Genomic DNA, 15,368 nt, shown 5'->3' on the forward strand with positions numbered 1-15,368 from the left:
CCGGTGAAGGGCGCGGGGCGCGTGGAGCGCTTGGGTGACTCTGGGGAAATTTCCGATTTTGCCGTCATTTCCAACCCCAAACCGCGATGATCTAGGTCGGCCGGATGCCCACGGGGGGCGCACCGGCCGTTGATTGGAGCCCCATTTTGCGGAGAAGACTCCCACTGTTCGCCACCGCCTTCGTGGCGCTGGCGGCGTTGATCCCGGTTCCGGCGGCGAACGCGGCGACGACCGCGACACCCGCCACCACCACGACGAACGCCATCACCTGGGCGCCCTGCGAGGAGGAGCCCAGCGCCGAGTGCGGCAAGCTGACCGTGCCCATCGACTGGGCGCAGCCGAGCGGGCCCTCGATCGACCTCGCGGTCGCGCGGCGCAAGGCCACCGACCCGGCCGCCAGGGTCGGCTCGCTGGTGATCAACCCCGGCGGTCCGGGCGGGTCCGGCGTGGAGGCCGTCTACGGCGCTCCCGGGTCCTACACCGAGGAACTGCAGCAGCGGTTCGACATCGTCGGTTTCGACCCGCGCGGCGTGGGCCGCAGCCACCCGGTCATCTGCTCGGCGTCGGTCTACAACCAGATGCCGCCGACCGTCATGCGCAGCCAGGCCGACTTCGACGCCTGGAACGCCTTCACCAAGAAGCTGCACCCGGACTGCCGGGCTCGTACCGGCCCGCTCTACGACCACGTGGACTCCGTCTCCGTGGCCCGTGACATGGACGCCCTCCGCGCCGCCCTCGGCGAGGAGAAGCTCACCTACTACGGCATCTCGTACGGCACCCTGATCGGCCAGATGTACGCCGAGCTGTTCCCCGGCCGCATCCGGGCGCTCGCCCTCGACAGCAACATGGACCACAGCCTCGGCGTGAAGGGCTTCTTCGCCACCGAGGCCCTGGCCGTCGAGGACGGCTTCGACCAGTTCGTCGGCTGGTGCGAGCAGGACACCAGTTGCGTGCTGAACGGCCGCGACATCCGCGCGATCTGGAAGAGCCTGCTGGACAAGGCCCGCCGCGGCGAGCTGGTCTACCCCAGCACCGGTCAGCGGATGACCGAGCTGCAGGTCATCTACAACGCCGCGCTGGGCAACGAGGGACCCGACTGGCGCACGCTGAGCGAAGTGATCAACTGGCTGAACGGCGGCCCGGCCCCCGAGTGGGTGCCGCCGCTGCCCGGCCGGGGCCCGGTGGAGGGCGACGTCGCCGAACTGCCGACCCGGATCCTCTGCCAGGACTACAACCTCAAGGTGAACAGCTACGCCGAGTACGCCGACCTCATGCGTACCGCCGGCCTCCTGGCGCCGGACACGAAGTACCACCCGTACCCGACCGACGACCTGCCCATCTGCCTCAACTCGGGCGCCCCCGCCAACCCGCCGCACTCGCTGCGGTACACCGGCCAGGCCCCGCTGCTGCTCGGCAACTCGATCCACGACCCGGCCACGCCGTGGATCTGGGCGGCCAACGCCACCCGTCAGCTCGGCCCGAAGGCCGTGCTGCTCACGTACGAGGGCTGGGGTCACCGCATCTACGGCAAGGACAAGTGCCAGACCGACATCATCGACCAGTACCTCATCGACCTGAAGGTGCCGCCGCAGGGCACCCGCTGCGCGGTGGGCACGCCTGAGGAGACGCTCAAGAAGCAGACGAAGCGGGCGTGGCCGTCCGACTCGCTGCCCTGGGCCGGATAGTCCGCACGGCACGGGTACGGCCCCACCGCGGGCCGTACCCGTCCCCACAAAGGGATATTTGCCCTGGCCAACCCCTCGGTATGGACAATTCAGCGTAAGAAGGTAGCTGACGAGGGGGTGAGCCATGATTGAGGTCAAGAGCATCGACAAGCCCGACGAACGGCGCGACTTTCCCAAGGGCCACCTGGAGATCTGCGAGCTGAGCGGCCTGACCTTCGGGGTCGCCACGTTCGAGCCGGGATGGCGTTGGTCGGAGTCCGTCAGGCCGATCGCCGGCACGTCGTCCTGCCAGGTGCATCACAACGGGTTCGTGGTCTCGGGCCGGATGCGCCTGCGCATGGACGACGGCACCGAGGCCGAGGCGGGGCCGGGCGAGGTCTTCGTCTGCCCGCCCGGACACGACGCCTGGGTGGTCGGGGACGAACAGGTCGTCCTGTACGACTTCGCGGGCGGCGCCGCCGACTACGCCAAGGCGAGGAACGGCTGACGCCGCGCGCGCTCCGGACGGGCGCCGCTAGGCGGGCGCGTGCGTCCGTCTGGGAATGATCTCCTCCAGCGCCTCGGCGACGGTGGCGCGTACGCCGAGACGTCCTTCCAGGCCGGTGATGCGCATCAGTCTGGCCGGTTGCGGGGTCGGCGCGGCGACCATCACCGTCCGTCCCGTGGCGGTGATGCGTTTCCACGCGCCGATCAGCGCGCCGAGTCCGGCCGAATCCATGAAGCCGACGTCGGACAGGTCGATCAAGGTGACGGCGGCCGGCGTGCCGTCGAGATAGCCGGTCGCCCAATCCTCGATGGCGCCGGCGGTGTGCAGGTCAAGGTCCCCGGCCGGATGCAGCACGACCGTTTCTCCTGCGGAGTTGGCCAGGAGCCGGAAAGTGTCCACTTTCACTGCTATCACTTCCCTCCTTGCTCCGCTCTCCCCTGGTCATCGGCCGACAAACCCCGTGACCTGCCCGCCGGACGCAGCGCCGCTGCTCAATGCGGATTTTTTCGCGAAGCAATTAGCGGTGCTCAGCGCGGCCATTCCCGATGCGAATGCGCGGCCATTTCCTCGACGCCGGGCGCATGCCCGTACATAAGTAAAGAAATGCTGGGCAGCGGCAATGAAACGTGATCGCCGACGTTCGAGGAGAGTGAGAACCATGGTCCTGCTCGGCCTGCTGCTCATGGTCGCCGGGTCGGCCGCCGTGGTCGTCCTGTTCACCCAGACGACGACCACCGCCACCGCCGCGCTGACGCTGATGGGCGTCACCTTCCGGGTGGGTGACCTGGAGCTGTTCGCCGCGGGAGCCGCCACCGCGGCCGCGTTCATCTTCGGCGCCTTCCTGATCGCCGCCGGGACGGGCCGCAGGCTGGCCCGCCGCCGCGAGCTGCGCCGCCTGCTGGCCGGGCGCACCGACGACCAGCCCGCCACCGACCAGCCCACCACCGACCAGGACGAGCGCCGCACGGCGGACCGGCCCGCCGACCGTCTGGTGGCCACCGGGCGCACCGCCGACCGGCAGCCCGACGCCCCCGCCGCGCGGCACCGGACGCCGGCCGACCGCCTGGTCGCCGGCCGCCGCCGCCCGGCCACCGGCTGACCCCCGGCCCCGGACGGCTGGACTCAGGTCAGGCGGGCAGGGCGTCGGTCGTGGGGACCACCAGGCCGAACAGGTCGCCGATGGTCGTCAGGGCGGCCTCGTGCAGCACGTCGGCGGGCAGCGGCGCGCCGCCGGGGCCGGCCAGTGCGCGGGTGGCGCAGGCGTCGGCGACGACCGTGGGCCGGTAGCCCAGCCGGAAGGCCCCCTGGGCGGTGAAGGTGACGCACATGTGGGTCATGAACCCCGCCAGGACCAGGTCGGGCCCGGCCTCCATGCCCGCCAGGACGTCCTGGAGCTCGGTCTGGTGGAAGGCGTCGGGGAACGTCTTGACCACCACCGGCTCCCCCTCGCGCGGCGCGACCGGCGCGCTGATCGCCCCGATCTCGGCGCGGACGTCGTACGGGCTGCCGGGGCCGCCGTCGTTGACGACGTGCACGACGCGGGCCCCGGCGGCGCGGGCGCGCTCCAGCAGGCGGGCGCCGGCCGCGAGGGCCTGTCCGGCGTCCGGCAGTGCCATGACGCCGGTGCTGTAGGTGTTCTGGTAGTCGATCAGCACGAGGGTCGAGTCGGCCAGCCGGGCGGGCTCGGCCGGCAGGCCGACGACCTGGCGCAGGGTGGGCGAGACGGTGCTGCTCATGGCAGGGGTTTCCTTTCGGGCAGGCTCGCGCCGCCGCCCGGCTCGGACGGCGTACGCGCGGAGAGAGGGGATCAGGCCACCGTGCGGAAACGGCGGCGGTAGGTGCCGGGGCCGGTGCCCAGACGGCGGCGGAAGGCCCGGTGCAGGGTCTCCACCGAGCCGAGCCCGCTGTCGGCGGCCACCCGGGGCAGCGGCAGGTCGGTGGTCTCCAGCAGCCGGCGCGCCACCTCGACGCGCGCCGACTCGACGTACGCGGCCGGGGTGAAGCCGGTCTGCTGCCGGAACACCCGGGTGAACTGACGCTGACTCAGCCCCATCCGCGCCGCCAGCTCGACCGCGGTCAGCTCCTCGGCGAGGTGCTCGGCGATCCACAGGCGCAGGTCGTCGATGTCGCGGCGGCCCGAGGCGGCCCGGGTCAGCGGGACGCTGAACTGGCTCTGGCCGCCCTGACGCTTGAGGTAGACGACCAGTTCGCGGGCCACCGCGAGGGCGGTCTCCTCGCCGTGGTCCTCGGCCACCAGCGCGAGGGTCAGGTCGAGGCAGGCGCTGATGCCCGCGCCCGTCCAGATCCGGCCGCTGGAGCGCAGGAAGATCGGGTCGGGGTCGACGGTGACCCTGGGGTGGTCTGCGGCCAGTTGCCCGGCCGTGGACCAGTGGGTGGTGGCGGTCAGGCCGTCCAGGAGGCCGGCCTCGGCCAGGATGTGCGCGCCGACGCACACCGAGGCCACCCGGCGGGCGCCCGGAGCGGTCCGCCGTACCCAGGCGACCACCTCGGCGTCCGTCAGGGCGCGGGGCCCGTCGGGCGTGACGGTCACCGCGCCGGGCACCACCAGGGTGTCCACCTGGTCGCCGACCTGGTCGAACGTGAGATCGGCGACCAGCCGCACCCCGGCGGACGTGGTGACCTGGCCGCCCTGGGGCCCGGCCAGCCGCACGTCGTACAGGGCGCGACCGGCGACCCGGTTGGCCAGGGCGAACACCTCGGCCGGGCCGGTGACGTCGAGCAGGTCGACGTCCGGGAAGAGCGCGATGACGACGCGGTGGGCAGCGGGCATGACCCGATTCTCACCGACCTGGCGGAATGTCCGCAACGACAGTTATCTGGCACATCTGGCCATCGAGCAGGCGACGGGGCCGGTCAGCCGGCGTGCAGGCCGGCCGGTTCGCCGAGCCGCAGGGCCAGCAGCGCGACGTCGTCGGTGAAGCGGTCCCCCCGGTGGACGAGCAGCAGCTCGCACATCTCCTCCAGGGGCAGGTGGCGCAGCCGGGAGGCGGTGCGGATCAGGCTCTCCATGCCCCGGTCGAGGCCGTGCGCGGGGTCCTCGACGAGCCCGTCGGTGTAGAGCAGCAGCGTGGACCCGGCCGGGATGACCTGCTCGTGGTCGGGCCGGGGCAGGTCGGGGGTGACGCCGAGCGGGTGGCCGCCCTCGGCCCGCAGGTAGCGGGCGGGGCCGTCGACGGGGAGCAGCAGCGGGGGCAGGTGCCCGGCGGTGGCCCACCTCAGCCGCCAGTCGGTGCCGCCGTACTCCTCCAGGCGGGCCAGCAGCACCGTCGCCATCGGGCCGCCGTGCAGGGCGTGCAGGATCTCGTCGAGGCGGCGCAGGATGCGGGACGGCGGCTCGCAGTGCTCGTAGGCGAGCACCCGCAGCATGTTGCTGATCTGGCTCATGACGGTGGCCGAGCGCAGGTCGTGGCCCATCACGTCGCCGACCATCAGGCAGGGCACGCCGTCGGGCAGGACGATCGCGTCGTACCAGTCGCCGCCGATGCGCGGGACGGTGCTGGAGGGCAGGTAGCGGGCGCAGGCCCACAGGCCGTTCAGGTCGGGCAGCGACGGGAGCAGGCTGCGCTGGAACTCCTCGGTGTTGCGGCGGATGCGCTCGTAGAGGCGGGCGTTCTCGATGGCGACGCCGGCCGCGCTGGCCAGCGCCGCGACGATCCGCTCGTCGTCGCCGGTGAACGGCAGGCCCGACCGTTTGTCGGCGAAGTACAGGTTGCCGTACACGGTGCCGCGGACCAGGATCGGCGTGCCCAGCAGGGTGCGCATCACCGGATGGCCGGCAGGATATTCGCGGAAGCTGGGGTGGGCGAGCACGTCGTCCACGCGCAGCGGCCTCGGCTGGGCCATCAGCTCCTGGAGCAGGCCGTGGCTGGTCGGCAGTCGGCCGATGGCCTCGTGCACGTCTTCCGAGACGCCGTAGGTGAACAGGTCGGCGAACTCGCCCTCGTCGTTGAGCACGCCGAGGGCGCCGTACTGGGCGTCCACCAGGTCGGCCGAGACCTCCACGATCGTGCGGAGGGCGGCGTTCAGCTCCAGCTCGGAACTGATCGCGAGGACCGCCTCCAGCAGGCGCGCCATCCGGCCGTGCAGATCCTCGATCTGCGTCAGGCTCGCCTGCAGCCGCCGGAGCTTCTCGGCGCCGAACGGCCCCAGGTCCCCGCCGTACGCGCCGCCCTCCGACCGCTGTCCGCCCACCCCACCCCCCGAGATGCCCTCGCCCAGGTCATGCCCCGGGCCACCGGCATGACACCTGGTCACGGGCACTGCGGGAGACGGCTCAACGCGCCTCGGCGGGCTGGGCGTCAGCCGCTCACGGTGGTGACGTCCGGTTGCGGGGCGCTGCGGATCTCGGCGTCGGTGAAGCGTTCCGTGACCCAGCCTCCCCGGGAGAACAGGGCGGTCTGGTCGGTGTGGTGGGGGGAGTTCGGGTTGGCGGACAGGGAGTAGGTCAGGACGGTGCGGGTGCGCGGCCCGTCCGGGGTGAGCTCGACGGCCATCATGAAGCTGGAGCCGGTGTTCACGTCGGGGTAGCGCCCGTCCTTGCCGAGCGGGCCGGAGTTGCGGACGCGGTCGAAGCAGCCCTCCCCCTCGGTACAGCCGGGGATCGGGACCGACGCGTAGTGCTGGGCCTGGCCGGTGGTCAGGGTCAGGGGCAGGCGGTTGTCGCGGAAGAACAGCACGGCGTCGGCCAGGGCGCGCCGCACGCCGGGGTCGTCCCGCCTGAGGCCGCGCGGCGTGGTGAGGGGCTGAGCCGGGTCGAACGGCACCCGCCACCAGCTCTGCGGCGGCTCCCCGGGCTTGACCGGGGCCTGGAGCCCGTCGAAGAACCGCCGCCACAGCACGGCCCCCTCGCCGTCCAGGGTGGCGCGCCCGTCCCAGCGGGTCAGGGTCCGGCAGGCGTCCCGTACGTCGACCCGCTCCCCCGAGGAGGCCCGCAGCTCGCGATGCTCCCGGCACAACGCCTTCAGGTCCGGACGCATGAGCTCGAAGCCGTGATTGCGCTTGCTCCGCGCGGTGGCCTGGAGCGTGTCCAGGGTGAAGCCGGGTGCGCCGAGCCCGTCGGCGCCCTTGAGCCGCCGGTCGATCATGTCCAGGCCGACCCGGGGCCGCAGCTCCACGTCGGTCCGTACGGCGCCCCAGACCTGGTCGTAGCCGGTCAGCGGCACGGCCGGGTTCGTCATCCACGGGCTGTTGTTGGAGTTGGCGACGTAGTCGGCGCGGGTCAGGCGGGGCTGGTTGCGGGGGCCGAAGATGCCCGGCACGACCGCGTCGGCGTCCTTGCCCCACAGGCACGCCGAGGTCGAGCCGTCCAGGACGAACGCGTCGATCGACGGGTCGGGCGACGGCTTGGCGCACCGGCGGGCCTGGGCGTCGGTGACGTGCGGGACGACGGAGGCGTCGGCGAAGGACGCCGTCCCTCCGACGTCCGTGGCCAGCGTGTAGACGAACGGCAGGCCCTGGTGGGCGTCCTGGGCGGCGCGCAGCCCGCGCAGGTCGCCGGCCTTGGCCATCGCCAGCCACTCGTCGGCCGCCCGCAGGTTGGCGGCGTTGACGTCGGCCAGCGCGTACGCGTACCCGTCGCCGCGCCCGGCGGCCAGCACCGGGCCGTAGCGGGAGGTGAACAGGGTGCGCGAGACGAGGGTGCCGTCCTGGAGCGGTACCACGACCTCCTGGCGGCCCATCGGCTCGGGCTGGCCGTCCACCAGGTAGGTGGTGGGGTCCCCCTGGGCCAGTTCGAGCCGGTAGAGGGTGAACCGCTGGGCGTGGGAGACGGTGTGGGTCCAGGCGACGGTCCTGTTGTGGCCGATCTGCACGACGGGGGTGCCGTACAGGCTGCCGCCGGCGACGTCCAGCACGCCGGGGATGGTGAGCTGCACCTGGTAGAAGCGGCGGACGCCGTTCCACGGGAAGTGTGGGTCGGCCAGCAGCATGCCGTGGCCGTCGCGGGTGGCCTCGCGGCCCAGCGCCCAGCCGTTGCTGCCGGGGGCGCGGCGCGGGCCGTCGTCCCCGTCGTCGCCGCCGACGATGGCCTCCTTGAGCGCGGAGCTGCCCGACATGCGGCCGAGGTCGAGGAGGTTGGCCCAGACGTCCTCGGCGGTGATCGGGCCGACCCACGACTTGCCGCGGCAGGTGGGGTCGGGCAGGTTGGCCACGCCGGTGTCGTCGAGGTAGCGGTTGTAGCCGGCCACGTACCCGTCGACCAGCTCGCGCAGCTCGGCGCTCGGCCCGATGGGGGCAGGCCGGGCCAGCAGCCGCCGGACGACGCCGGAGTCGGCGACGCTGCGGTGGTAGAGGTCGCTGGTGAGGTTGGCGACCGGGCGCACCGGGTCGTCGGACCGGGCCTGCGGGCCGAAGTGGCGGGATCGTTCGCCGCGCAACGTCACCACCCACGAGGCCAGCACGCACAGGTTGTCCTGGGCGAAGGCGTACCCGTAGCCGAAGCCGAGGCCGCCGTGGTCCTTGGCGGACACGTGCGGGATGCCGTACTCGGTGCGCCGGATCTCGGCCGAGTAGCGGCCGTCGGCGGCCACGGCCGGCGGGGCCGTGAGCAGGCCGGCGACCAGCGCGAGCACGATCGCCGCGCAGGGCTTTCGCAGCTTCATGTGGCTCCTATTCGAAACGCGCGTTGTCGGGCGAGGTCATGCGCCGCAGCAGCGGCAGGACGGTCGAGATCACCAGCAGGGAGGCGACCAGCCCGCCACCGACGCCGGCGAACCAGGCGGGCCCCGGCATCGCCAGGGAGGCCCCCTTCATGGCGAGGGCGTCGATGAACGGCGCCGCCACCCCGAACCCGGCCCCGGCCGCCACGACGGCCGCCAGGACGAGCGGCAACGCCGACTCCAGCAGCACGACCGCGCCCAGGGTGCGGCCGGGCGTGCCGGCCAGCCGCAGCAGCGTGAACGGCTGCCGGCGTTCCACCAGCCCGCCGCCGACCGCCACCAGCAGGCTGCAGCCGCCGGCGAGCAGGGTCAGCGCGACCATGGCCAGCGCGATGTTCTCGGCCTGCGTGTAGAGCGCCGCCCGGACCTGGGCGACCTCGTCGAACGTCATCGGCGGGCCGGTGCTCTGTCCGGCCAGCAGGGTGCGGATCTCCTCCAGGGTCGCCGGGTCGGCCATGGTGACCAGCACGGAGGACAGGTTGAGCCCGTCGGCGGAGACGGGTTCGCTGTCCGGCCCGGCGAGGGGGATCAGCTTGTCGATGGTGAGCGGATTGTCGGCCTCCACCACCCGGTCGAACCGTCCGGCGACCGCCCGCGCGCCCGGCGGGCACTGTCCGAGCGCCGGGAAGCGGGCCAGGTCGGCGCACTCGACGACCGCCCGGGGCGGCGGCGGCCGCTCGGGGTCGATCACCCGGTTCTCCTCCTCCTTCGCGGCGTGGATCGGCAGCACGCCGACGCCCGGGTAGGCGCGCAGCCGGGCCACCAGCTCGGCCCCGGCCCTCGGCGACAACCCGCCGCCGCCGAGGTCGCCGAGCGGGGCGCGCAGCACGCCGGACAGCGTGCCGCCGGCCACCGCCCGCTGGCCGTCCACCACGGCGGGCACGATCCCGGCGATCGCCGTCCCGATGAACACCGCGAGGACGAGCCCGCTCACCGACCTGAAGGCGGCCTTCGGGTCGGCGGCCAGCCGCCGGGCGGCCAGCAGCGTCGCCGCTCCGCCGGTCAGCCGGGCGGCCAGGCGGGCGGCCAGCATCGTCAGCCAGGGGCCGGCCAGGATCAGCCCGATCATGATCAGCGCCAGGCCCGCCGAGGCCGGCCCGGCGTTCGGTTTGCGGTCGTCGGTCTGGAACATCGGCACCGCGAACAGCGCCAGCCCGGCCAGCAGCGGGATCGCCCGCCAGACCCGCGGCGGCCGTGGGGCGCCCTTCCTGAGCGCGCCCAGCGGCGAGATCCGGACCCGGCGCAGCGACCACAGCGCGCTCGCCCCGGCCAGCAGCGGGACGCCGGCGAGCACGGCCGCGTACTGCCAGGCGGCCGGGGTCACCGTGTCGGGGAAGAACCGGGAGCCGGTGACGCGGACGGCGGCGACGGCCGGACGTACCAGGAGGAAGAGCACGGTCCCGGCGAGCGTGCCGGTCAGCGCGCCGAGCGCGGAGTCCACCGCGGCGAACAGGTTGACCTGCCGGGACGTGCCGCCCACCAGCCGGATCGCGGCGAAGCGGGCCTCGCGGCGGGCGGCGGCCAGCCGGGTGGCGGTGTTGACCAGCACCAGCAGCGGCAGCAGCAGCCCGACGGCCGCGATCGCGAACCCGAAGTGGTAGATGTCGGCGTCGCCGTCGACGGCGGGCTCGTCGGCCGTCGTGTCGACCTGCCGGGTGCCGAGCAGTGCGGCGACCTGCTCGGGCGTGCGGCCGATCACGATGGTCAGGTCGTCGGGGCCGGTGAGCGCGGCGCGGCCGATCGTCCCGGCCCTCGTGCCGGGGAAACGGTCGGCGAGCTGCGCGCGCGGCGCCGAGTCCAGCAGTTCGGCCAGCGCCGGGGAGACGTAGTACTGGCCGGGCGCGGGCATGCGGGACAGCCCGGGGACGACGGGAGCCCGGCCGCCGAGCGCGGCGGCGTCGAGCCGCCTGATCGGGCGTCCGGCGTAGTAGTCCTCGTGGTAGTTCCACAGGGCGCCGGTGGCGGTGGCGGTGGCGTCGAGGGCCCAGCCGCTGGGGGCGGTGCCGCGGGTGCACTCCCAGCAGGTGCGCTCGCCGGCCGTCTGGAAGGCGTTGAACAGGGAGAGCGTGGCCAACAGCACCGCCACGCCGACCGCCACGCCGGCGACGATCAGCGCGAGCCGGGCGGCCGCCTCCCTGCCTCCGGCCAGCGACAGCCGCAGGCCGAGGGCGATCACCGGGCGACCTGACCGGCGAAGGGGTCGGTGAGCCGCCCGTCGCGGACGATGACCTCCCGGTCGGCGCAGGAGGCGACGCGGGCGTCGTGGGTCACCACGAGCACGGTCGTGCCCTCCTCGCGCGCCAGGCCGACCAGCAGTTCCATGACGTGCTCGCCGGTCAGCGAGTCGAGCGAGCCGGTCGGCTCGTCGGCGAACAGCACCCGCGGCCCGGTCACCAGCGCCCTGGCGATCGCCACCCGCTGCGCCTGCCCGCCGGACAGCTCGCCGATGCGCCGCCCGCCCAGCTCGGCCAGCTCCAGCCGCTCCAGCCAGCCCGCCGCCCGCCGGTACGCCTCCTTGCGCCCGGTACGCGCGAGCAGCAGCGGCAGGGCGACGTTGTCGGCGACGGTGAGCTCCGGCACGAGCTGCCCGAACTGGAACACGAAGCCGAACGCGGTGCGCCGCAGCCGGGTGCGCCGGTCGTCGCTCATGGTGTCCAGGCGGCTGCCGTCGAACCACACCTCGCCGCTGTCGGGGGTGAAGATCCCGGCCAGGCAGTGCAGCAGCGTCGACTTGCCCGAGCCGCTGGGGCCCATGACCGCCACGATCTCCCCGGCCGCCACCTCCAGGCTCGCCTCGCGCAGCGCCGGGGTGCGGCCGAAGGAGCGGCTGACCCCGCGGGCCTCCAGGATCACGACGACCCCCGCACCAGCTCGGCCAGCGCGTCCAGCCGCGCCTGGGTGACGTCGATCCAGCGCAGGTCGGCTTCCAGGTGGAACATGCCGTGGTCGGCCAGCAGCGCGTCGGCCAGCGAGTCCCCGCGCTTGATCTGCGCGAACTCGCGCATGCGCCGCAGGTGGGTGGCGCGCTGGAGGTCGAGGTAGGCCGCCGCGTCGCGGCCCAGCATCAGCGCCAGCACGACCTTGGTGAACAGCACGGTCTGCAGGTACGGCTCGGCCGCGACCGGCTCGCTCAGCCACGCCTCGACCTCACGCGCGCCGACGGGGGTGATGGCGTAGCGCTTGCGCTCGGGGCCGTCGCCGGGCTCGCTCTCCCCGGCGGTGACCTTGCCGTCCCTGGCCAGCCGGCCGAGGGTGGAGTACACCTGGCCGAAGGGCAGCGACTTGCCGCGGCCGAAGTAGGTGTCGTAGTCGCGCTTCAGGTCGTAGCCGTGGCTCGGCTCCCGCTCAAGGAGGCCGAGCAGCGCAAGAGGAACGCTCATGCCCCCGCACTATATACCGAGGGTATATACGGGGGGCATAACCGCGTGAATTGGGCCGGCGTCCCTCAGGAGGTGGCGCTGGGTGACGGCGTCGGCTGGTGGCCCCCGTGTCGGGGGCCGCCCATGTCGCCGTTCCTGTCGCCCCAGTGGTCGTCGCCGTGGGGGTGCCGCCCGCGGCCGTCGCGGGCGGTCACGTCGTGGACGGTGACGGCGGTGGCCGTGCCGCCGGTGACCTTGGCGCTGACCATGACCTTCTGGCCGGTCTTGATGGCGTCGATGCCCTGGTCGCGGTTGACCCGGGTGTCGGCGTTGACGGCGTACTGCTTGGTGTAGCCGTCCTCGCTCTTGACCGTGACGGAGTCCTGGCCGACGGCGGTGACCTCGCCGTACTGGGTGGCCACCGTCACGTACGCGCCCTGCCCGTCGGGGACGACGAACTCGCCGTGGACGGGCGGGCCACCGAACCCGCGCCCCCAGCCGCGTCCCTTGTCGGACGGCTTGCCGGACGGCGAGCCCGACGGGACGGCCGACGGGCTCGCGGCGGACGGGGGCGTCCCGGTGGGCGACGGCGCCGGCGAGAGCGCCGAGGCGGCGGCCACGCCGGCGCCGGTGGCCAGGACGACCGCGGTGGTCGCGGCGAGCAGTACGGAGCGGGGGAATCGGCGCCTGGGCGGTTCGTTCTCCAGGGTCTCCGCCTTGCCGAATCCGTCAGGCCCAGAGGTCATGATCTTTCCTCTCCATGGGAGACAACACCACAACCCTGCCCAGAACCACCTAAAACGGTCGTAAACGCCCATCGACCTGCGGCCCGCGCTCCCGCGCGCGGGCCGCAGCCGCCGTTAGGAGGCGGAGACGCGAACCAGCGCGCGGTCCCCGTCACGCAGGACGGCGATCCGGGTGCCGGTGTCCGGCACCTTCACGCCGAGCTGCGGCAGATCGGGGTGCCAGTAGACGCCACGGTGGTCGTCGAACACCGGAACGCCCGGACGCGCCGGGAACACGGCGGGCACGCCCGCCGAGTGCAGCCGCAGCCGGTCCGTGCGCGCGTTGCCGAACGGCGCGTCGAACACCTGCAGCCGTGCCCCGGCCGCCGCCCCACTGGCCCAGCGCAGCGGCTCGGGCCGGGCGTCGACGGGCAGGATCATGCCCTCGCCGGGGTGGTCGCGGGTGGTGTTGTCGCCGTACCAGGCGTCCCAGAGCCAGATGAGCACGCCCTGCTGGTACGGGTAGTGCTCGACCCGCTGGCTGCCGGTCCACCCGAAGTTGTACGGCCCGGTCCGCAGGTAGGCGTTGTACCCGGTGTAGCGCCGGTTCTCGGCGAGGTAGGCCCGGGAGAAGCGCTGCACGCCCACCTCGCCGCTGCGGGCGAAGCCCACCGCCGTCCACTCGCCCTCGCCCTGCTCGACGTCGTCGGCGAACACGCCGGGCACCTGGACGTCGTCCAGCCGGAAGCCGGGCTCGGAGGTGTTGGAGTCGGTCGAGTAGCGGAAGCGGAACCAGATCCTGCCGCCCGCGTACGGGCTCAGGTCGTAGGCGATCTCCCGCCAGTCCGAGCTTCCGGTGAGCGGCTGCCCGACCGGCGTCCAGGCCGCGCCGTCGCGGGAGACCTCGGCGTACAGGAAGTCGTAGCCCTGCTCGATCGCGTAGGCCGCGTGCGCCTTGAGCGTCGGCTCCGCGGCCCGGGAGAGGTCGATCTGCCGGGTGAGCGTCTGCTCAAGGTTGTCGCCCTTGCCGCTCCACCACTGCCACTCCCCCTGGTACGGCCTGCCCAGCGGAGTGCTGATCTCGCGCGCCGGCAGATCCACCACGAGCGCCTGCGGATCGCGGGTGTTGTAGGAGCCGACGCCGAGGGTGTGCGTGGAGGGGGTGGCCGCGCGGGCCCGGTCGTAGGCCAGCCAGCCGAGCTGGAGCTTGCTCCAGGCGTCCAGGTCGCCGGCGTACTCGCCGAGCGGGCCGGTCCGCGAGCTCAGGTAGGAGCCGGACGACATCAGCGACCAGAAGTTGACCGAGTTGTCCCCGCCGCCCGCGTACAGGTCCGGCAGGCCGAGGTCGTGGCCGAACTCGTGGGCGGTCAGGCCGACGCCGCTGTTCTCGCCGACCGTCAGGTAGTCGCTGACCCAGATGCCGGTGTCGCCGATCTGGGTGCCGCCGTTGCGGTTGCCCTCGGGACCGGCCTGGCCGCGCTCGGGCCAGTAGGCGAAGTAGCGGTGGGCCCAGACGGCGTCCGCGCCCTGCGCGCCGCCGCCCCAGGTCTCGTCCACGCCGGCGTGCACGACCTGGTAGTGGTCCAGGTAGCCGTCGGGCTCGTCGAAGTCGCCGTCGTTGTCGTGGTCGTAGCGGTCCCAGACGTCGTACTTGGCCAGTTCGGCGCGGATCTGCTCCACCGTCCTGCCCTTGGCCTTCTCGGCCTCGTACCAGGCGTTGGCCGAGTCGCGCACCAGGTCCCAGTTGTTCCAGCAGATGCCGCCCTCCTCGGGGGCGCACCGGTCGCTGCCGTAGCGGGCCTCGTTGTACGGCACGCGTACCCAGTCGCTGACGTAGCCGTCGAGGTCGTAGCGGCCGGAGGACTGGAGGCGGTAGTAGTCGCGCAGGGAGTTGCCGCCGGTCGCGAAGTAGGACTTCGCGTAGGAGGCGCGGTCGAAGTCGGGGCGCCAGAGGGTGTGGTTGTCGTCGGTGCCGCGCGGGTCGGGGATGGCGTTGTGGCGGGGGCCCGGCTGGCCGCCGTACTTGATCTGGCCGTCGATCTTCGTCTCGTTGTCCACCTTGTCGCCGAACTCGGCCAGGACGACGAAGACCTGGTCCTTGCGCTCCTGGGCGAGCTCGACGTAGCGGTGGCCGACCTTGACCGAGCGGCCGGGCCGCGCCTTGGCCGCCGCCGCGTCCGGGGATAAGACGCCTTCGACGGCCTGCCTGCGCAGCGCCGCCTGCTCGCGTTGCTGCGGGCTGAGCGGGGAGATCTCCCTGCTCACCTTCTTCGCGGGCGGCGCCGCGGTCTCCGCCGCCGCGGCGGAGACGGAAGGGACGCCGAGCGCGGCGATCGCCAGGAGGGCGGCCGCCGCGGAGAGAGTGATTCGCATGGCATGTAACATGTCACACTCCAAGTCTCCCGTCTCTACCTCCGGCCGATCTTCCGGGACGC

At 73.2% G+C, this 15,368-nt stretch carries 13 protein-coding genes; 3 read left to right on the plus strand and 10 right to left on the minus strand.

Translation table 11 applies throughout. The features are described 5' to 3' along the window. Window positions 1-146 precede the first annotated feature (146 nt). Both ACIBK9_RS27475 and ACIBK9_RS27480 read left to right on the plus strand, forming a co-directional pair. A complete protein-coding gene (locus tag ACIBK9_RS27475) occupies window positions 147-1,685 on the plus strand; it encodes an alpha/beta fold hydrolase (RefSeq protein WP_397161830.1) in 1,539 nt (512 codons plus the stop codon). Window positions 1,686-1,809: 124 nt separating this feature from the next. Further along, a complete protein-coding gene (locus tag ACIBK9_RS27480) occupies window positions 1,810-2,172 on the plus strand; it encodes a cupin domain-containing protein (RefSeq protein WP_352360762.1) in 363 nt (120 codons plus the stop codon). A 27-nt stretch (window positions 2,173-2,199) separates the two neighbouring features. Here the strand turns inward: ACIBK9_RS27480 and ACIBK9_RS27485 are convergent, their stop codons facing one another. Beyond that, window positions 2,200-2,586 (minus strand): STAS domain-containing protein, encoded by a 387-nt coding sequence (locus ACIBK9_RS27485; protein WP_397161831.1) that lies wholly within the window; start codon window positions 2,584-2,586, stop codon window positions 2,200-2,202. Between the two features lie 235 nt (window positions 2,587-2,821). On the opposite strand from ACIBK9_RS27485, the gene ACIBK9_RS27490 reads away from it, so the two are divergent. Beyond that, window positions 2,822-3,271: a hypothetical protein gene (locus ACIBK9_RS27490; protein WP_397161832.1), complete on the plus strand. Its 450-nt coding sequence runs from the start codon at window positions 2,822-2,824 to the stop codon at window positions 3,269-3,271. A 28-nt stretch (window positions 3,272-3,299) separates the two neighbouring features. Here the strand turns inward: ACIBK9_RS27490 and ACIBK9_RS27495 are convergent, their stop codons facing one another. From ACIBK9_RS27495 to ACIBK9_RS27535, 9 genes are all read right to left on the minus strand, one after another. Continuing rightward, window positions 3,300-3,908, minus strand: a complete 609-nt coding sequence (locus tag ACIBK9_RS27495; protein WP_397161833.1) for a cysteine hydrolase family protein — start codon at window positions 3,906-3,908, stop codon at window positions 3,300-3,302. A gap of 71 nt (window positions 3,909-3,979) precedes the next feature. Beyond that, on the minus strand, window positions 3,980-4,963 hold the full coding sequence (locus ACIBK9_RS27500; RefSeq protein ID WP_397161834.1) for a GlxA family transcriptional regulator: 984 nt from the start codon (window positions 4,961-4,963) through the stop codon (window positions 3,980-3,982). An 83-nt stretch (window positions 4,964-5,046) separates the two neighbouring features. Further along, window positions 5,047-6,384: a PP2C family protein-serine/threonine phosphatase gene (locus ACIBK9_RS27505; RefSeq protein ID WP_397161835.1), complete on the minus strand. Its 1,338-nt coding sequence runs from the start codon at window positions 6,382-6,384 to the stop codon at window positions 5,047-5,049. 107 nt (window positions 6,385-6,491) lie between these two features. Next, window positions 6,492-8,792 carry a penicillin acylase family protein gene (locus ACIBK9_RS27510; RefSeq protein ID WP_397161836.1) on the minus strand — a complete coding sequence of 767 codons (2,301 nt, stop codon included), beginning with the start codon at window positions 8,790-8,792 and terminating at the stop codon, window positions 6,492-6,494. Between the two features lie 7 nt (window positions 8,793-8,799). Beyond that, window positions 8,800-11,025, minus strand: coding sequence for an FtsX-like permease family protein (locus tag ACIBK9_RS27515; protein WP_397161837.1), 2,226 nt, complete (start codon window positions 11,023-11,025; stop codon window positions 8,800-8,802). Continuing rightward, the gene (locus tag ACIBK9_RS27520; RefSeq protein ID WP_397161838.1) at window positions 11,022-11,702 is read right to left on the minus strand and encodes an ABC transporter ATP-binding protein; all 681 of its coding nucleotides are present in this window, start codon (window positions 11,700-11,702) and stop codon (window positions 11,022-11,024) included. Before ACIBK9_RS27520 ends, ACIBK9_RS27515 begins: the two co-directional genes overlap by 4 nt. Next, window positions 11,699-12,229, minus strand: a complete 531-nt coding sequence (locus ACIBK9_RS27525; protein ID WP_352328448.1) for a PadR family transcriptional regulator — start codon at window positions 12,227-12,229, stop codon at window positions 11,699-11,701. Before ACIBK9_RS27525 ends, ACIBK9_RS27520 begins: the two co-directional genes overlap by 4 nt. Window positions 12,230-12,294: 65 nt before the next feature. Next, window positions 12,295-12,954 (minus strand): hypothetical protein, encoded by a 660-nt coding sequence (locus ACIBK9_RS27530; protein WP_397161839.1) that lies wholly within the window; start codon window positions 12,952-12,954, stop codon window positions 12,295-12,297. Between the two features lie 114 nt (window positions 12,955-13,068). Further along, window positions 13,069-15,306: an immune inhibitor A domain-containing protein gene (locus ACIBK9_RS27535; RefSeq protein ID WP_397161840.1), complete on the minus strand. Its 2,238-nt coding sequence runs from the start codon at window positions 15,304-15,306 to the stop codon at window positions 13,069-13,071. Between the last annotated feature and the right edge of the window lie 62 nt (window positions 15,307-15,368).

The organism is Nonomuraea sp. NPDC050227, assembly GCF_044459705.1.
GTDB lineage: Bacteria > Actinomycetota > Actinomycetes > Streptosporangiales > Streptosporangiaceae > Nonomuraea.

What these genes read in the sequence shown, in the direction of transcription:
- ACIBK9_RS27480 (WP_352360762.1), top strand. Translation starts at nt 1,810, where the DNA reads ATGATTGAGGTCAAGAGCATCGACAAGCCCGACGAACGGCGCGACTTT.
- ACIBK9_RS27495 (WP_397161833.1), bottom strand. Translation starts at nt 3,908, where the DNA reads ATGAGCAGCACCGTCTCGCCCACCCTGCGCCAGGTCGTCGGCCTGCCG.
- ACIBK9_RS27510 (WP_397161836.1), bottom strand. Translation starts at nt 8,792, where the DNA reads ATGAAGCTGCGAAAGCCCTGCGCGGCGATCGTGCTCGCGCTGGTCGCC.
- ACIBK9_RS27525 (WP_352328448.1), bottom strand. Translation starts at nt 12,229, where the DNA reads ATGAGCGTTCCTCTTGCGCTGCTCGGCCTCCTTGAGCGGGAGCCGAGC.
- ACIBK9_RS27530 (WP_397161839.1), bottom strand. Translation starts at nt 12,954, where the DNA reads ATGACCTCTGGGCCTGACGGATTCGGCAAGGCGGAGACCCTGGAGAAC.
- ACIBK9_RS27500 (WP_397161834.1), bottom strand. Translation starts at nt 4,963, where the DNA reads ATGCCCGCTGCCCACCGCGTCGTCATCGCGCTCTTCCCGGACGTCGAC.
- ACIBK9_RS27535 (WP_397161840.1), bottom strand. Translation starts at nt 15,306, where the DNA reads ATGCGAATCACTCTCTCCGCGGCGGCCGCCCTCCTGGCGATCGCCGCG.